Annotated in this window: 15 protein-coding genes and 2 pseudogenes; 9 read left to right on the forward strand and 8 right to left on the reverse strand. The window is 38.9% G+C overall.

Features of this window, described 5'->3' with window-relative positions; all coding sequences use genetic code 11:
* Positions 1-217: 217 nt before the first annotated feature.
* From Q3V30_RS04830 to Q3V30_RS04840, 3 genes are read right to left on the reverse strand one after another with little or no spacing between them, the layout of a single operon-like run.
* The gene (locus Q3V30_RS04830) at positions 218-1090 is read right to left on the reverse strand and encodes a plasmid partitioning protein RepB C-terminal domain-containing protein (protein WP_306210998.1); all 873 of its coding nucleotides are present in this window, start codon (positions 1088-1090) and stop codon (positions 218-220) included.
* Positions 1091-1098: 8 nt separating this feature from the next.
* The gene (locus Q3V30_RS04835) at positions 1099-1971 is read right to left on the reverse strand and encodes a ParB/RepB/Spo0J family partition protein (protein WP_306211000.1); all 873 of its coding nucleotides are present in this window, start codon (positions 1969-1971) and stop codon (positions 1099-1101) included.
* Complete coding sequence (locus Q3V30_RS04840) at positions 1972-3504, reverse strand: recombinase family protein (RefSeq protein ID WP_306211002.1); 1533 nt, start codon at positions 3502-3504, stop codon at positions 1972-1974.
* A 656-nt stretch (positions 3505-4160) separates the two neighbouring features.
* Here Q3V30_RS04840 and Q3V30_RS04845 point away from each other — a divergent pair.
* Positions 4161-4427, forward strand: coding sequence for a hypothetical protein (locus Q3V30_RS04845; RefSeq protein ID WP_306211004.1), 267 nt, complete (start codon positions 4161-4163; stop codon positions 4425-4427).
* Between the two features lie 71 nt (positions 4428-4498).
* Here the strand turns inward: Q3V30_RS04845 and Q3V30_RS04850 are convergent.
* Positions 4499-5926: pseudogene (locus tag Q3V30_RS04850) on the reverse strand (sugar porter family MFS transporter).
* A 1156-nt stretch (positions 5927-7082) separates the two neighbouring features.
* On the opposite strand from Q3V30_RS04850, the gene Q3V30_RS04855 reads away from it, so the two are divergent.
* From Q3V30_RS04855 to Q3V30_RS04880, 6 genes are all read left to right on the forward strand, one after another.
* Positions 7083-8030, forward strand: a complete 948-nt coding sequence (locus Q3V30_RS04855; protein ID WP_306211006.1) for a cysteine synthase family protein — start codon at positions 7083-7085, stop codon at positions 8028-8030.
* Entirely contained in the window at positions 8030-8596 is a 567-nt protein-coding gene (locus Q3V30_RS04860; protein WP_306213080.1) for a phosphoribosyltransferase family protein, read from the forward strand. Before Q3V30_RS04855 ends, Q3V30_RS04860 begins: the two co-directional genes overlap by 1 nt.
* Complete coding sequence (locus Q3V30_RS04865) at positions 8593-9255, forward strand: YggS family pyridoxal phosphate-dependent enzyme (protein WP_306211008.1); 663 nt, start codon at positions 8593-8595, stop codon at positions 9253-9255. The genes Q3V30_RS04860 and Q3V30_RS04865 overlap by 4 nt, the downstream gene beginning before the upstream one ends.
* On the forward strand, positions 9255-10187 hold the full coding sequence (locus Q3V30_RS04870; protein ID WP_306211010.1) for an EamA family transporter: 933 nt from the start codon (positions 9255-9257) through the stop codon (positions 10185-10187). The genes Q3V30_RS04865 and Q3V30_RS04870 overlap by 1 nt, the downstream gene beginning before the upstream one ends.
* A gap of 1 nt (position 10188) precedes the next feature.
* Positions 10189-11427: an ATP-grasp domain-containing protein gene (locus tag Q3V30_RS04875; RefSeq protein WP_306211012.1), complete on the forward strand. Its 1239-nt coding sequence runs from the start codon at positions 10189-10191 to the stop codon at positions 11425-11427.
* 451 nt (positions 11428-11878) lie between these two features.
* Positions 11879-12229, forward strand: coding sequence for a hypothetical protein (locus Q3V30_RS04880; RefSeq protein WP_306211014.1), 351 nt, complete (start codon positions 11879-11881; stop codon positions 12227-12229).
* 398 nt (positions 12230-12627) lie between these two features.
* On the opposite strand, the gene Q3V30_RS04885 is transcribed toward Q3V30_RS04880, so the two are convergent.
* Genes Q3V30_RS04885 through upp form a run of 4 tightly spaced genes read right to left on the reverse strand, consistent with a single transcriptional unit; the run spans position 12628 to position 15213 of the window.
* Complete coding sequence (locus Q3V30_RS04885) at positions 12628-12969, reverse strand: hypothetical protein (protein ID WP_306211016.1); 342 nt, start codon at positions 12967-12969, stop codon at positions 12628-12630.
* Positions 12966-13616, reverse strand: coding sequence for an HAD family hydrolase (locus tag Q3V30_RS04890; protein ID WP_306211017.1), 651 nt, complete (start codon positions 13614-13616; stop codon positions 12966-12968). The genes Q3V30_RS04885 and Q3V30_RS04890 overlap by 4 nt, the downstream gene beginning before the upstream one ends.
* Positions 13617-13664: 48 nt before the next feature.
* Positions 13665-14570, reverse strand: coding sequence for an EamA family transporter (locus Q3V30_RS04895; RefSeq protein WP_306211019.1), 906 nt, complete (start codon positions 14568-14570; stop codon positions 13665-13667).
* A complete protein-coding gene (gene upp, locus Q3V30_RS04900) occupies positions 14563-15213 on the reverse strand; it encodes a uracil phosphoribosyltransferase (RefSeq protein ID WP_306211021.1) in 651 nt (216 codons plus the stop codon). Before upp ends, Q3V30_RS04895 begins: the two co-directional genes overlap by 8 nt.
* Before the next feature lie 222 nt (positions 15214-15435).
* Between upp and Q3V30_RS04905 the strand changes: the two genes are divergently transcribed.
* Both Q3V30_RS04905 and Q3V30_RS04910 read left to right on the forward strand, forming a co-directional pair.
* Entirely contained in the window at positions 15436-15849 is a 414-nt protein-coding gene (locus Q3V30_RS04905; RefSeq protein ID WP_306211023.1) for a MarR family winged helix-turn-helix transcriptional regulator, read from the forward strand.
* 247 nt (positions 15850-16096) lie between these two features.
* A pseudogene (locus Q3V30_RS04910) lies at positions 16097-17374 on the forward strand (amino acid adenylation domain-containing protein); the annotation flags it as partial.
* Between the last annotated feature and the right edge of the window lie 109 nt (positions 17375-17483).

The following is a 17483-nucleotide window of genomic DNA, read 5'->3' on the forward strand; positions in this document are numbered from 1 at the left end:
TTGATACTGGCACACCAGCACACATTTATTGTTCATGGCTTTTACTCAATCTTATCTCAGTCAGCTACTGATAGCCTTTACACCCATGTGCAAAGCTAGCAACGATGGGATTTGGCAGGAAAGAGTGCCTCAGTGGTAATAAAGCATTTTAAGTAAAAATTGTATGAATGCAAGCATTTTATTCCAAAATTGAGGAAGTGTAGTCTCATAAAGCTCTTTAAGTAAGTTTATCTATATCAGAGATATTTGTTAGTTCGTTCAGGTAATCTTTTTTATTCCTCAAAAGCCAATGAAACACTTTTGGGTTCTCAAGCAGTTTCTTTATGTGGGAAATAATAATTGTGAGTTTTAAGCTGTTGGAACCGTATGTGTCTTTAATTTTTTGAGTATCAAAATGGACTTGAGCCATTTCCTTTTCCAGTCTTTCTATCGCTTTCCTATTGGCAAGTTTTGAGTCTGATTTCTTTTTAGGTTGTTCAATGAGAAACTCTGAAGAAGAGCTTTGATATAGAGACTCCGAAAATAGTATTGAGTAGTTTTCAAACTTTACCATCAAGTTCGCACACTCTATTTGTCTCAAAGGAACCATTTTCTTTAAGGTTCTAAACGTATTGATTGGGATATCTTTATCATTGAACAATTCTATCACTTCTGGGCAGATGCCTTTTAAAACTGATAGATTAGATTTCAGAGACTCAGCACTGATATTCAATGCGGTGCAAAGCATTTCAACAGGAACGCCTACTCTTACAGCTTCTTTTAGCATTCGTTGGATCTGTATAATTGTTATTCGGTTAACTTTTTTATTTGGTGTGTAAGTGTCGTATGTGGTCGAAATAAGGCAATTTACTTTATCCTCACCTAAGTCTTTAAGGGCCTCAACTCTAAGATGGCCATCGAGAATTTTCACAGAGTTATCTGTTTGATCAATGAAGACAAGTATTGGTTCTACTAATCCAATGGCTAATATGGTGCTTTTTATTTGTGTGTATTTTTTACTGATTTGAAAATTCGTAGGAAGTTTTTTTGTGTAAGTCAGATTAGTAAGTTTGAAACTAACTGATTTGTCATTGAAGCAATATTTGATCATTTTACACCTCAATTAGTAGTGTTTTTAACTATGACTTTAACAACATCTTGTAAACTTTCCTCAATTACTATTTTAGAAAAACTCTCATTGCTGGTAAGTTCTTTGAATATCTGATTTGCAACCAATAGTTTGATTTCTACATAGTCAGCTTTATTTTTTATTTTCTTATGTTGGGAAATATTGTCCTGATAAAGTTGTTGTAATTCATCAGTAGTCATTTTTTTCTTTTTCTTAGCAACTCCAAAGTTATTATTAATAAACCCCTTGAGTCCTTCATCCCGCGAGTCTAGTATTTCACGAATTTTACCAACATCCTTATGTTTAATTAGGCCTTCATCAAATGCTTTAATCAAAAGTTCCTGACCACCCTCGAAGTCAACTCTTGCAATTTCAACAGCAAATGAAATGGGTATACTTCCTGACTCGACAGCCGATAATAACTTGTTTTCTCCTTTGTTAATAAGCATGGTTAAACTTGTAATCCAATGCAAAGATAATCCGGTAGCATTGGATATTTCCTTATTAGTTAATCCTTGATCGGCCATTTCTTTTATTCGTTGGAATTGCTCACCCGCTCTTGGGATTACTCGGGCCATGTTTTCGACTAAACTCATTATGTAAGCTTGGTTTTCATCTATGTCTAATATAAATGCGGGAATCAATTCCTCTCCCAAGGCAGTCAATGATTCAAGTCTGCCTTGACCACAAATTAGAGCGAAATCGTATTTCTTATCAACGACTCTTCTAATCGTTATTGGCTTCCTTAACCCGCTAGCATCAATGCTTTCTGTTATTTCCGCATGTCGAAATTTGTTTCGTGAACGAGGAATTACTACCTTAATAGAAGATATTTTGACCATATGAATAATTTGTTCTTGCATTTATATTACATCCTTATTATCTGTTGAAAGCATATTAAAGAATGGCTTGATATCATCAAAACGATACATTTCGAAAAGAAGGTTATTGTTATCTTTAAGTTTTAATTGATTTTCAAAAAAATCTATTGATGGCAAGATATAATAATCAACAGGCTCAGTATTAAAACTATTCATTCTTGCAATGATACTAATTTCTGGATTTAGACTCCTGTCTAATCGCACTAACCATCTATGTTTGTTTAACCCTGTTTTTTTACATCGTGAAAGCACTATGGAAAAACTTAAAGCTTTATTAACTGTAATCAGCTTATTTTCTAAAATCTTTACTTCACTGCTTAGAATCTCATTTTGTATTTTGTTAACAATGGCATCGTGTTTCTTTCGCAGATAAGAGTTTATCTCTAAGTATTGATAATCTCGCTCAGGGGTGTAGTCGATTAATTTATAAGCATTGAGAAGACCTCCAAAGCGGTTTGCAATAACACTACTTGATGGACTACTATCCTCTTCATCTATAATAAATCCTGAAATTTTCCCATGTTTGGAAAGAATTTTTCTCAAACAATCAAGAATTTTTTCATTGCTCATTTTTATAGAACGATTATCAATTATTTCTTTAGCTAATTTAAATTTTTCTTCTGAAATAATGGGTTTGAAAAAAGAGCTATATTCAACCCATTCATCTTCAGGGTTTCTAACCTTTTTTGTCTTTAACTTTTGTGATGTCCGGTTGTATGTGTATTTCCCTGTATATCTACTATTGATAAGAACAGAGTGAATTCGACCTCGTGTCCATTCTGTTTTATCGCTGAATCTATACCCCTCCTGATTAAGTCGTGAAGCGATAAGATACTCATTTAACCCGTCAAAAATGAACATATTAAAAATCTTTTTTATCAGCTCAATTTCTTTTTTTGTTCCAGGAACGAGAACAATTCTGTCTGTTTGAAGGCTCTTTCTCTCCCCATGAGCGAGTATCATCTTTGATTTGTTATTATTATCAAGTAACTTTCTTTTAAGCCCATATCCCGGCTTACCGCCTTGGTAATACCCTCTCTTAACAAGATTCACATGTCCTGCAAAAACTTTTATTGAAAGGTTTTTACTGAATGCACCTGCTGCATACATTAATGATGAAAGTATGAATGTCTCAGTTTCACTGTTTTCTGGGAGATTCTCGGCACAATAGATGACATCTACGTTGTTCATTTTCAATAGGTATTTATAGTAAATACCCTCTTGAGGATCTTTGAATCGACCAAAACGACTTACATCGTATACAAGTATTGCATCAATATTAATTTCGTTTGTAATAACATCATTAACAAGTTTATTAAAATCATGCCTTCCAGTTGTAGATACCCCACTTTTACCTGCGTCGTCATAGGTATGTATGATCTCCATATTGTGCGTATCAGCATAATTTTTGATGAATTGGGCTTGATTATCCAGTGAAAATTCTTGGAGGTTTGTGGACATCCGTAGATACTGGGCAACCTTAAGTTTATGAATATATTCAACTTTATCAGCCATTTGAGTTCCTTTATGGAACAGTGGAAAAATATGAATGACTAAAAATTGATCAATTTTCAACCAGTTGCAACCCTTTTTTAATTCCTGTTTAGTTTTTTTGATCGGTCCAAGCCACAAGTTCTCTGCGAGATTAGGTGATTGAGAGGGACCAAGTAAGAGTTAGAGAATTATGCAAAATGAGAAATTTATATGACTCCAGCTCTTAGACATGAGTCATAAGTTGGCGATTTAAGGATGTGAAGAGCCACATTCTGAAAGAATTGGAATATTTATTTTTAGAAGCAAAGTCGCTTAATCCATATAAAGAATAAATTCGAGCAAAAAGCAAATGAACTATTACAAGTTGAGTGGAAATGATATGATCAACATTTAAATTGAGGAATTTTGTCTGTTAAATTATAAGAAATATAATTTTTGAATCCTCAAAATGTAAATGCTTACAGTGTATGAATTGATAAGGTGGGGTTGACTTTAATAAAAAATAAGATAAAAAATTATATGATATTCACTCAAAGAGGAGGTTTGGCATGGATAAGACAGAAATCACAGATGATGATATAAAAGAGGTAGTGGTCAGTCTTGGTGAGAATACATAAAAATTGTTAAGTGATAGGGGGATAAGTGACAACTTCTTAGACTTTCCAGGTGGAAATATAGTGATTGAGTTATTTTGGAACAATTTCGAAATTAGCTTTGCTGAAAAAGCACTTTTCATAATAAATAACTTCGATTTATCAAGTTATTATACCGAAAAAAATGGCGGGGTTGAGCATTGGATCATAGAAGAATTGCTTGATTCTAATTTTGATAATACCCTTGAGGATATGTTGGTTAGGAGAAGAGTTAAGGAAGAAAAGGATAAGGTAAGTAGTATATTGAATCCTGAAAATGGTGAGTGTGATGATTTTAGAAAAAGATTGTAAATTTTCAAAAAATTATATTTTGGAAAAAATAAAAGCCAGTCATTCATTCCTGGCTTTTATTAGGTTTAAACTTACTGGCCCAGATCGCGAAGCTTCTTACCAGACATCAGATTTTTTCAATATGCTCAAGAGTAACCCCTTTAGTTTCAGGGACGAGCAGAAAAGTTATCACGATGAAGACCAGATTGAATCCCGTATAGAGCCAGAATGTCCCAGCCTGACCTATGCTACCTAGAAGTGAAAGGAAGGTCGCACCGATAATCATGTTTGCAACCCAGTTCGTCGTGGTTGAACAGGTAATCCCAAAGTCCCGGCATTTTAGGGGCTGTATTTCAGAACACAATATCCACACCACAGGAGCAGCACTCATAGCATAACCACCGATGCATAACATCGTCATACCCACTGATACCCACTGACACCCATGACAGACCCGTGCTGATATCTCCCTGACCCGATTTCATCAGACAGTAGCCCAGAACCATTGTGGCGAAGGCCATTACACTGAATCCTATCTTCAGGATTGGCTTCCTTCCCGTCTTATCAACGGTGAAAACTGCAATAAAGGTAGCAAACATGAAGGTCAGACCCACGACAATGGTCGCAATCATCTGCTCCTGAGTGCTCTGGTAACCAGCCATTCTAAAAATCTGAGGAGCGTAATACATGATAATGTTCATACCAGTAAACTGTTGCATACCCTGTAGCAACATACCAAGATAGACGGCTCGTCTCACATTGCTGTTTTTCCTGAAAAGAGCAAACCCTCCCTGCTTCATACGAAGGCTTTCCCTTATCTCATTCAGCTCCTGTCGTGCTTTCTCAGATGTATCTCTGAGCATTCTGAGTACTTCTTCCGCCTCTACATGCAAACCTTTAGAAGCCAGCCAGCGGGGGCTGTTAGGCAGGAATATCACCATAACGAAAAGAATAATCGCTGGTATAGCGAGAACTCCAAGCATTGCCCGCCAGTTGCCACTGTAAATGAATGCTGTATCCGACAGAAAAGCTACAACAATTCCAAAAGTGATCATGAGCTGATAAAGGCTGATCATTTTTCCGCGCACATTCTCTGTCGCCATCTCTGACAGATAGAGTGGGGCTGTGTAGGAAGCAATACCAACGGCCAGCCCGAGCAGAACCCTGAATGTAAGAAAACCTTCGACACTGTTTGCGAAAGCAGAACCAAGTGAACCTGCGATGAAGAAGATGGCTCCAGCCATAAGGCTGTATTTTCTTCCCAGACGATGCGAAACCCAGCCATTGCAGATCGCTCCAATCGCGGCTCCCAGCATCATACTGCTGACAACCCATTCCTGTTCATGACTGGTTAACTGAAAATGTTTTGTGATGAAAGGCAGGACACCTGAGATTACCCCTATATCCAGTCCAAAAAGAAGCCCTGCGAGAGCAGCAGAAATGGATACAAAGAGATTCATTCTTCTAACTTTTGATTGATGGTCACTATCGTATGTGACTCTCTGATTTACATGAGACATCATTAAGCTCCGCTCATACAGCATGTAATAGTGCTCAAGCTTACTCAGGGGGTTCAGGCAGGATTAGGGCAACTGTCTCTCCAGATATGGACTTTATTGCTATAGCTGTAGTTTGTGTGATGAGGATCTCTCTACCGATCCTCATCATCATAATATTTTTTCAACTAAATAATATTTAATGGCTTGTCCCAGTCATATCGAGCCAGCACAAGTTTGATTTTACCTTCAATTACACCATGTTTTTTCTGAGTGTGAGAAGAAATATTCTCTAACGAGTGGTGGCAACTTCTTAGGCTTATAACTCAATATAATTGTATGCCAGAAGTTAGGGGCAGGGCATTACCAGGGTATCTATCCTGTAACTTTGACTGCCAGTCAGAACTCATAAGATCATCCCAAAATATTTTTCTCAGGTGGGCTGAGTTACTGTCAAGAATTTCAGCCAATAATAATTTATTAGGAGGTGCTATAAACTATAGATCTTTTACTTTAAGTACTCTATTTCTAATTAATAGTAATGATGTAAAAGTTATTTTGCTTCAGGTTGTCTTGTATTTAAAATTTAGCAATCAATTATGCCAATTCCATAAAATTTAGATGGCATATCATAAGATGTAATTCTATTAATCTAAATATCAATCAAATAATATTCTCAAAAAGATAGGGTTTAGACATCCAGTCAATAATCGTGCCGATATCGTCATAAGATAAGCAAGATATATCTTTAAACAAATCGAAGCCAAAATTTTTTCCGCTCCATATTGATAGGAAAAATCGAGCCATTATTTTCTCATTGATAGGCAGTTTAGTAAGAGCATTTATTAAAGAGAGTGTGTCACATGTACCTTCATGAAAGTTCCAATAAATACTGATGTTTTCGTACCCCGCGATCGATGATAAAAAGAATAAATAGTCCTCATTCATTAATGATTTTGTAATGTTCATGTAGTGACCGTCACATAGTTGTTTATATAAGTCATTGATTTAAAACGTTTTGTTTAATTTTCTTTGCAAAAAAACAAATTTTAACAATTTTTTTTGATGAAATTACATTAGTTTACCTTGCATCATTATGCTGTACATAGTATTTCTTCAAGTGAAATTTTTATGTTTTCACACAGAATGATAAGTTCGCTAATTAATATCAGAGGTAAAGATGGAACTGGATCAAGTAGGTAATACTAAACTTGTTCAACTCTCTGCACTTGAGGTTAACAGTAATAAGTTATTTGCAAAATGTGAGTTTCAAAACCCTACAGGTAGTCACAAAGATAGAACCTTTTTGCACATAATAAATTCGCTGGAAGAAGAGGGTAAAATCAAACCTGGCATGACACTGGTGGACTGTTCAACCGGAAATGGTGGGGCTGCCTTAGCGTGGATAGGGAGGGAAAAGGGTTATAAAATAAAAATCTTCATGCCTGAAGGAATGACTGAAGAAAGGATTGCACAGATCAAAAAATACGGTGCGGAACTTGTTGAGACATCCAAAGAAACTTTTTTGAATGGTTCGGTGCTTGCTGCAAAAGAATACACTGAACAAAATAAGAATGCTTTCTATTTAAACCAAGCTAGTAGTGTCCTCAATATGGAAGCTTGGTTTGAATGTGGTCATGAAATCGTAAGGGATTTAAATAGTAAAGAGTTAATACCTGATTATTTTGTATGTTCTATAGGCACTGGTGGAACGTTTTCAGGGATAGCAAAAGTATTAAAAGATAATTATCCAAACTTGAAAACAATTGGTATTGAAGTTAATAAGTCGGCTCCAGTTTTTTCAAAAAGAAATGGAATCGAATTTAAGCATGAACCTCATAACTTAATGGGGTTGGGTGCCGGTGTTTTATCTGATAATACAGATCTTTCTTTGATAGATGAAATAAAAGTTGTTGATGGTGATTTAGCTTGGGAAAGAATGAAAGCTTTCATTGAAACCGAAGGGTTGGGAATAGGCCCTACTTGCGGCTCTAACATAATGATTAGCGAGCAATTAATGTTAAAGGTCAAAGATAAAGTCATAGTGACTCTATTTTTTGATAGTGCTTGGAAATACGAGAGTCGGTGGAATGGAATTTATCCAGAATATAGCCTGAAGGGAAAGTAATTATGTTGCTAAAGCAAATCTATGAGAATGCGAAAGTTGTTAACTCTGGTAAGACATTAACTACGGTAAATGAATTTACAGATCAACTTCCAGCATTGAGGCCAGAAGTGCTGATTGAAGTTGCTTATAAAATAATGAATGAAATCGATTGCACATTTGACAAAATTGTTACGGAAGAGGATAAAGGTGCACCTCTTGCAACGGCACTTTCTCTTTTAACTGGTAAACCTTTGGCAATGGCTAGGTGGTATCCATACAGTCTTAAAGAATATAACACCAATGTTGTAAACATAAAGTCTGAGTATTTTGAAGGGAAGATGTACTTAAATGGGATCGACAAAGGAGATAAAATATTAATTATTGATGATACTCTCAGCACTGGAGGAGCCGTTATTTCATTAGTTAATGCTATAGAAAATGCAGGAGGAAAGATCTGTAAAATTATCTGCGCTGTTGAGAAAGTTCAGAACAATGGCAAAGAAAAAGTTAAGATTGAGACTGGGCACGATGTAACTACGATCATAAAAATAAATGTCACTGAAGATAAAGTCACAGTGGTGGAATGATGATATTAAGTACAGAGCAAGTTCTTAAAAACTATCTGACTATCAAAGAGAAAATATCGCAGATTACAAATCAAGCAAAACTTCTAGCAGTATCAAAATTCCATGGAATGGATAAAATTGCTCCATTGATCAAAAATGGTCATAGAATTTTCGGTGAGAGCAGGCTTGAGGAAGCAGTCGAGAAATGGTCTGAGGTTCGTAAACAGTTTTCAGATATTGAATTGCATTACATTGGTGGCATACAATCCAGAAAAATATCAAAAATTGTAGAGTTTTTTGATGTTATACAATCTGTAGATAAGTTATCAGTTGCTGAAAAAATCTCTGCTACTGCAAAAGAATTAGGTAAATGTCAACGGATATATATTCAAATTAATATTGGTAATGAACCACAAAAAAGTGGCGTCCCGCCAAGTGAGTTTGAGGATTTATATTTCAAAATAAAAAATATGGAAAATATACACATAGAAGGGATAATGTGTATTCCCCCTAATGAAAAAGATGTGAGCCTCTACTTCATTCAAATGAAGGAGCTTGCTTCGAAGGTTGGGAGTAAACAGTTGAGTATGGGAATGAGTCACGATTACGAACTTGCCTTGCATTATGGAGCAACCATCGTTAGAGTCGGTAGTTTTATATTTGGTGAAAGGTCTGGCTAATGAAAGCAAATCCTGTATCAGTCGGTGTAGTCTGCGGTATAGTCTTTTGCGGCATTAGTGCCGCATTTGACGTTTATGTTTCGAATATCACACAAACATTAGAACCTTCAGTCTTTATAGTATACTGTTTTATTATAGCTACTACGATATTCACTTCAATCAGCTTGTTTAGAAGCGGCACATCTTACTTTAAAAAAAGCTTTCATGACATTCGCTTATTAACTAAGGTTAATGTAGCAGTCATGTTAAATTGGGGTGGGTTAATACTTTCTCTCAAATATCTTGAGCCTGCTGTGGTTGGAATAGCATCGGTTGCCTGTGGTCCTGCTCTTACTATAGTGATTTCTCGTTACTTTATTCGCTCCAGTTCTCCGCCGAATAGAACAGAAGCATTTATTGCATGGATAATACTTTTCGGAGTTATTGTTATGCTTATAAATTCTTACTTCGGCAAAAGTGGAGTTGTTAACACCTCTCATATCGAAAGATTGATAGGCATTATAAGTGTTGTTTGTAGTGCAGTTGGCACTGTTTTATATACCTTTTTTTCTAAAGATTTAGGTAATAAAGGCTGGAAGTCCTATGAGATTTTAGGTCTTCGTAATTTATTAATGCTCTTAATCGCATTAGCATATTGCAGTTATAATAATATTAATTTGATTACAACTGAGAGTCTATTATTAACTATTATTCTGCTTTCAGTTTTAGGTCATGTTATTCCTATTTTTCTTATCCAAAAATCAATTAGTATTCTTGACCCCATTCATGTTTCTCTTCTACTTCTCTTGCTTCCTGTTTTCACATTGTTATTACAGTTCTTTGATAGCAGGATTTTTATATCATGGGAAAGTATACTCTCCGTTGTTATAATTACTTTTTTATTAATTTTCCTAGGCATCAATAAATTCAATGCAAAGAAGAGAGGATTGTGAGATGAAAAGAATTGCAATTGTTGACGGTTTTTCCTCTGGCAAATTTATAGCTAAAGGGCTTTATGAAAAAGGCTGTGAACTCATTCATATATCCTCAAGTGATGAACTTGACTCATACTATTACAATGGGTTTGAGTATCATATATATATTGATTCGATTGTTCATGAAGATATGGATAAAACAATCGAATTTATAAGTAAGTTTGGAGCTGAATGCGTTATTGCTGGGACGGAGAGTGGTGTTACTCTTGCAGATAATCTTAATAAAAGGCTACAGTTAACTTATACTAATAGTATAGAGAATATTTCTTCTCGCCGTAATAAATATGATATGATCGAAAAAGTACGTTCGGCAGGTCTTAATGCTGTTGACCAGATAAAAATTTCTAATTGGCAGGAATCCAAAACATGGTTAAAAGATAGAGCATACCCAATTGTCTTAAAACCTCTGGAGAGTGCTGGTTCAGATGGAGTATTTATTTGTAAGGATGAAAATGAAGTTCGCAAAGCATTTGAGCTGGTTTCTAAAAAGAAAAATAAACTTAATCTGATAAATGATGAGGTTTTGCTACAAGACTTTTTAGAGGGATGTGAATATGTAGTAAATTTTGTATCGCTGGATGGTAAGTTTGTAACAACAGAAGTTGTTAAATACCACAAAAGGAAACTTGAATCCGGCAATATTGTTTACGATATAGATGAAATAATTGACTCTGATAGTGAGGAATTTGAAGGTCTTGTTGAATACACAAGTAGAGTGTGTGCTGCTTTAGGTATAATTAATGGACCTAGCCATGCTGAGGTTATGATTACTAAAAAAGGTCCTTATTTAGTTGAAATTGCTGCACGTAGTGATGGCATCCTTCGACCAGATGTTGCCTCTGAAACCACCGGGCTTGGACAATTAGCAGCTACAGTATTATCGCTTACTGAGCCTGAAAAATTTCTAGATATTGCTCGTCAACCTCCTTATAAATTAAAGAAATTCTCATTTAATGTTTGTTTGATATGTCCTCGAACAGGCATATTTGACGATCATGAAATAAGAAAAAAAGCTAAAGATTTGGTGTCTTTTCAACGGATTGAACTTTATGTGAATTCTGGGTCTACAGCCAGTCAAACGAAAGACGTTTTCAGTCAACCTGGAACGATTTATTTAGTGAGTGAAAGTAAGAACCAATTGTGGGAAGATTATAAAAAAATTAGGACCCTCGAAGAATCCGGTTTTTACTTGAAGTGATTTCAATACCGCCTCATTAGAGGCGGTTTTTAAATTAAAATGTAATTTTAATTTTTCCATATGTCCTATTGTTAAAAACCATTCTACTTTTTTTATCATTTTTGTAAGTTTATCATAAAAAACATCCATCTGCTTTTGCCAAGTCGCTATTAAATTAAAAGTATTCTATATGTATACTTTTAATTTAATTCCACATTTTATTATATATATTCAATAAGATAAAAGGTTTATATAGGTACTGCTGCATCATGGGGGTGTGGGAATCTAAATTTTTGTTGTCAATCATAGACATGACTTACTTATTCCATTGAATTTAAAGTGAATTGTGATTTTAGTTATTATCGTTAAGTATCACGTGGTCTGATAAAAATCACCGAAACCTGCCTGCAGGCGTAGGTTAAGGTACTGCCTGGTATCTGGATAAAGGGATGTCTGCACCCGAGGCTTGCGTGTGGCTTGCGCTTCTGGGAGCCAGACCTTTTTCTACCGCTATACTAGCCCAGTGACCAATAAGCTGTCACAGGTAAAAACTGGAAGCTTCCCGCAAATCTCGCTTGCAACGGCATTCGAAGAAAGTCAAAAACCGAAAGCGGTGGGACTGATGATGGAAGGGCTGGTTGAGCTATATCTGACTGTACGGACAGAAGACCGTATAAGTGCTGACAGGATAATCATTCCAGGAGCGCCTACAAAGAAAGGGCAAAAGGAAAGACGGCGTACGTTGGATAATGACGCAGTTGCCAAACCAGGTACGCGCGTTGCAGCAGAAATCATCCGTAACGCTATCGTCGGCAGCTATTGAGCGCGGTGCCAAAGTTCAGCCAGGTAATGTGTTGCGTGAACTCTCCTGAGGCTTCAGTTTCTAATGAATTATTGAGTGAAAGCATCATCAGCACCACCCTGGCAGAAGTCCTTAAGCGTCCTGATTTTAACACACTCTTTTGCGGTCACGTTCTGTAAGCGAAAGCAACTAACTGGTTTCGTCACTATTGCCCGGATCACAAGGGTGGCCATGCCTTATGCATAAGAGTGTGGCGAATCACAGATATTGCTGCGGATTTAAAAAAGGTCAGCTTTAAAAAATCGCGCTATCCATTTCATTATGCATTATTTAGGCGCAAAAGAGTCGCAGATTACTATATTAGTACGCATTGTGCAGGGGGACGAACTCCAACGATCGCTTGTGCTGCCATTGAAGTATTATTCTCCTAAGCCATGTGAGTTATCGGGAGGACATTTGCAATGCAACATACCAATTTCACGTAAATAAAAAAAATATAAAATTGGCATAATTAACCCCATCGCCACAATATAGCCAAATTGATCTCTTTTTGAGGGCTTGTCTTTAACGCCATAGAATATATCCCGCCCGCTAATGAAAAACATTACAATGACATAGATTGTCACCATATATCCCACCAGAAGATAGGCTGAAATAAAATTTGAAAGTAAATTTTGCATGCTAACCTCAACGTTATCTACACCACTTAACAGAGCCTTACAAGGGGGGATCTTTTCTGGTGGTATTGCTGGCAGTATCACACCACTTCATTAAATCCATGGGCTAACGCGCCCGGCGACGCAGACCGTAGCGTGCTCTCATCGTGAATACCATAAGTGACGGCAATAGATTCGCATCCCAAATTAGTAGCCATGAGAATGTCATGAGTGGTATCACCTACCATCACTGCCTGTGATTTTTCGACCTCAAAATAATCGAGAATTTTTTGGCCCGACTCAGGATGTGGTTTCTTCTTTTGTACCTCATCCGCGCATACGACAATGTCGAAAAAATGGGCAATGCCGGCTGCTGCGAGCAGGGTATTAGCACTACGTGAGAATTTATTTGTTGTCACCGATAAGCGTAACCCTGACCGTTTCAACGTTTCAAGCCCGTTAACTACTTTGGGAAATAACAACGATTTTGCTGCCGGAAGAATGATAACTTTAAACTGACGCTGATACTCTTCAACCGCCAAACTTATCTGCTGGTCAGTTACGGGCAGTTTCATCAAAAGAGAAAATGCCTTTTCTAACGGCAAACCAATTGTTTCTTTGATAATATGCGGAGATAATTCTTTTACATTTAATGCGCGGAAAGCTGCATTGAATGTCATGGGAATTGCCTGAGCAGTATCGAAAAGCGTGCCGTCAAGGTCAAACATAATGATGGTTTGTTTTGCGTTCATTTGTTTCCTCTTAATAAACCAGGGTAACCGACTAAAAATGAAAATGGGTTAATGACCCAAACTTTTTTGCTGAGCCGCTAAATGTGATATTGGCTTTTCACGGGGCGGGCGGGCCAGATAAATGGCCGCTACAATCGCTAAACATCCCACCAGTTGTAAATGGGTAAAAGTCTGTCCGAGAATCAGATAGCCCAGTACACACGCCGATAATGAGCTCATGAAACCAAGGAATGAGGTAGTCACCGGTGGCAGTTTTTCTATGCCGCGGAACCAGACAAAATAGCCAAAAACACCGCCAGCGAGGCTTAACCAGCCGTAGCCGAGGATATTGGTCAACGTGAGATGAGAGGGGAGTTTTTCCAACCATAGCGCAGCAGGCAATAACATTAAACCACCGAGCGTGAGTTGCCAGCCGGTAAATGCAAGCAATGACATATTGGCAGGACGCCCCCAGTGCTTGGTCAGAAGAATACCCATCGCCATGCTGGTGGTGCCGGTTAACCCAATTACTATCCCCTGAATATTGAGTTGAACAGCGCTGCTCAACACCAGCAGGCTGATCCCCGCTACTCCAACCAGTGCGGAGACAAGATGCATCACGCTCAGCTTATGTCGGAACACCATTGCACCAATCACCATCACAATGATGGGCTGGCACGACATCACCAGTGATGCCAGACCCCCAGGCAGAAAGTAAGCGGCGGCAAATAGGCAGTAAAAAAAGAGGCCAATATTGAGAAATCCCAATATCGCCATTTTTAGCCACCAGATGCCATAAGGCCGCACGCGACAGATAAGTAATAAAATGAAGCCTGCCAACAACGCTCTGATTACCGAAGCCAGTAAAGGCATATCCGCTGGCAATGTCTGCGTGGTAACGATATAGGTACTACCCCAAATCACTGGCGCCAATGCAGTAATAGATATGTTCATCAACATCCCGAACTTATTCATGATAAACACCCGGATAAGTACCAAAGTAACGATCGCCAAAATCACCTATTCCTGGCCGCATAAAGGCTGATTCCGTCATCCCTGTCTCGATCGAAGAAGTCATGATAGTCAGACTGGGCCATGTTTCGGCTAAGCGCTGGATACCGAATGGCGAAGCCAGAACGTTAACCACAATGATATTTTCAATAGCAACGCCGCTCTCTTTCAGGACATCGATGGCTTTCAGCAGAGATCCACCGGTGGCCAGCATTGGTTCAAAGAGCATCACGCTCATGCCTGCAATACCCGGAGGAAAATGAGGGAGTTTGGACTCTTTATCGCGCTGGATAAGAATTTTGCCGATAGGTTGATTCGGAAACATAGAGCGGAACTCTGCTTCCATACTCTCGCCAGCTCTGATCACCGATACGCCACAGATGCTACGGGTTAATGCTTTGCCAGCAAAGAGATCGCCAATCGGTGTAGTAACTGCATCATTTGTGTAAGGTAAGAACTGCGCTGCGTTTTGGAGTAACAAGCGGATAACCTGATTAGCATGATGCGTAAATACCGCGAGATTGGCCATACGGTCACGCATCCTTAGATGCGAATAAGACAGCCAGTCTGAATGGGGCAGCACGTGAACATTGGGCAGTGTTGGCATAGGTCAGTCCTGTTGATCCTTGAGAAACAGCAATAGAGTGTTAAGATAAATATATCTCTTAAGATAGTATCTTTCATAAAAGATACTTAATCAAAAGATAATCACAACTATAATTTATTTCAAGTCTCTTTTTCTTTCATGAGGAACACCATGCAGTATGACCATGTAGATAGATTACTCGTCCAGTGGCTGCAACAACGTCCCGATTTGGACTGTTCGCCCATGGGCGTGCTGGGCCGCATAAGCCGGATGAGCAGGATTGTAGATAAAAAACTCGATAAGACCTTCAAAAACAACCAATTGACCGCGACAGAGTTTGATATTCTGGCCGCCCTCAGGCGTTTTAATTCGCTGACAACGCCCACCGAACTCTATCAAACTTTAATGTTGTCCTCAGGCGCAATGAGTACGCGGGTTGAACAGCTGGTTCAGCGTAATCTGGTTGAAAGAATTTACAGTGAGGAAGATCGTCGCAGCTGTAATTTGAAACTGACAAAAGATGGTAAATGTCTGATAGACAAAGCCATATCAGAACATATTGCCAATGAGGATGAGATTCTTAATCCGCTTAATCAGGAGCAGCGTGAGCAGTTGGCATCGCTGCTGCGCACCTGGTTACTCGCTAACGAAAAATAATCTTGATACCGGCCTGACTGCAGGCCGGAACCCTCCGCCACACGGTACATCTCCAGCATAATTCTTGTTAAATAAATATCTTTCCAGAAAGAAACTTGACTTTGTAATCCTTCGAAGTATCTTTTGTGTGAACTATAACTGCTGGGAATGTCACATCACCATGAATGTCAAAGCCCCACACTCATCCGCTGTCTCAGAGCAATTTTCAGAACGTAGTCAAAGCAGTAATTCACTTAATTTATTCACCATGCTTGAAACACATGCACGCCATTTTCCGGAACAGATTGCGGTCAAAGATGAGCAACACTCACTCACCTATCGCCATTTTTTGCAGCGGATTTGGAGCAATAGTAAGAAGCTCAATGCGTTGATTGATGAAGAATTGCCATTCATCGGCCTCTATTTCGACCCTTCGGTTGAGATGATCTGCGGTGCATGGAGCATCCTTGCTACAGAGCGAGCCTATCTCCCACTGGCACCGGATTACCCTGTCGATCGTCTGCGCTATATGATTCAGGATTCTGGCATTAAGATGGTGTTGACCCAGCCACACTTGAAAGCGCAACTTGCGGCGATGGTCAATGCCGAGGTCACAATACTTACGTTAGACGACCTTCACGCATCTACTGCGGCTATTCTTCCAGGCTGTTCGCACATGCGCCGGGAACGACTGGCCTATATGATCTACACCTCTGGCAGCACAGGTAAGCCGAAAGGTGTGATGGTCACGTATGCCAATATATCTAACCAGATAGCGTGGCTTAAAAATCAGTTTGGTTTTGACCAGAACGATCGCATTTTGCATAAAACACCAGCCAGTTTTGATGCCGCACAATGGGAAATATTGGCACCGGCATTGGGTTGTCAGGTGATTATTGGTGCAAAGGATTGTTACCGTGATCCCGATGCCTTAATTAACACCCTGATGAACGAGCGGGTAACCGTGTTGCAATGTGTACCAACATTGCTGCAGGCGCTGGCCGAGCACCCACTTTTCCCGGACTGCTGCGCATTACAGCAGGTATTTAGTGGCGGTGAGATTCTGACACGCAATCTCGCACAGGAGTTCTTCCAGCGTTTACCGCACGTCTCGCTGACTAATCTATATGGTCCAACCGAGTGCACCATCAACGCGTCGAGTTTTACGCTTGATCCTGCGTTGGTCTCTTCCTATCCTGATGCCATCGCTATCGGAAAGCCTGCGGCTAACACGCTATATCATGTCCTGAATCAGATGGGTGAGCCGGTTTTGCCCGGTGAAACTGGTGAACTCTATATTTCTGGTTTGCAGGTTGCCAATGGCTACTATAAGCGGCCTGAACTCACCTGCGAAAAATTCATGCCGAATCCCAGAAAAATGATGCCTGGCCATGAACGTTTGTATAAAACCGGTGATTTGGTTTGGCAAGATAAAACCGGAAATACGCACTTCGTTGCACGCGTAGATAATCAGATCAAACTTCGCGGCTATCGGGTAGAACTGGATGAGATTCGGCTTGCGATTGAAAATCATCAGTGGGTAAAAACAGCAGCGGTTGTGGTGCAGCAGGATCTGCGCTCTGGTTATCAAACGCTGGTTGCTTGCGTTGAGCTGGATAAGCGCCAGGCGGTGCTGATGGATCAGGGCAATCATA

Origin of the sequence: Erwinia pyri (assembly GCF_030758455.1) — a bacterium.
Classification (GTDB): Bacteria; Pseudomonadota; Gammaproteobacteria; order Enterobacterales; family Enterobacteriaceae; genus Erwinia; species Erwinia pyri.

Bases quoted from the DNA above. Each gene is read 5' to 3' on its own strand.
- Q3V30_RS04830 (WP_306210998.1), bottom strand. From the start codon at position 1,090: ATGATCAAATATTGCTTCAATGACAAATCAGTTAGTTTCAAACTTACT.
- Q3V30_RS04835 (WP_306211000.1), bottom strand. From the start codon at position 1,971: ATGCAAGAACAAATTATTCATATGGTCAAAATATCTTCTATTAAGGTA.
- Q3V30_RS04840 (WP_306211002.1), bottom strand. From the start codon at position 3,504: ATGGCTGATAAAGTTGAATATATTCATAAACTTAAGGTTGCCCAGTAT.
- Q3V30_RS04855 (WP_306211006.1), top strand. From the start codon at position 7,083: ATGGAACTGGATCAAGTAGGTAATACTAAACTTGTTCAACTCTCTGCA.
- Q3V30_RS04865 (WP_306211008.1), top strand. From the start codon at position 8,593: ATGATGATATTAAGTACAGAGCAAGTTCTTAAAAACTATCTGACTATC.
- Q3V30_RS04870 (WP_306211010.1), top strand. From the start codon at position 9,255: ATGAAAGCAAATCCTGTATCAGTCGGTGTAGTCTGCGGTATAGTCTTT.
- Q3V30_RS04875 (WP_306211012.1), top strand. From the start codon at position 10,189: ATGAAAAGAATTGCAATTGTTGACGGTTTTTCCTCTGGCAAATTTATA.
- Q3V30_RS04890 (WP_306211017.1), bottom strand. From the start codon at position 13,616: ATGAACGCAAAACAAACCATCATTATGTTTGACCTTGACGGCACGCTT.
- Q3V30_RS04895 (WP_306211019.1), bottom strand. From the start codon at position 14,570: ATGAATAAGTTCGGGATGTTGATGAACATATCTATTACTGCATTGGCG.
- upp (WP_306211021.1), bottom strand. From the start codon at position 15,213: ATGCCAACACTGCCCAATGTTCACGTGCTGCCCCATTCAGACTGGCTG.
- Q3V30_RS04905 (WP_306211023.1), top strand. From the start codon at position 15,436: ATGGGCGTGCTGGGCCGCATAAGCCGGATGAGCAGGATTGTAGATAAA.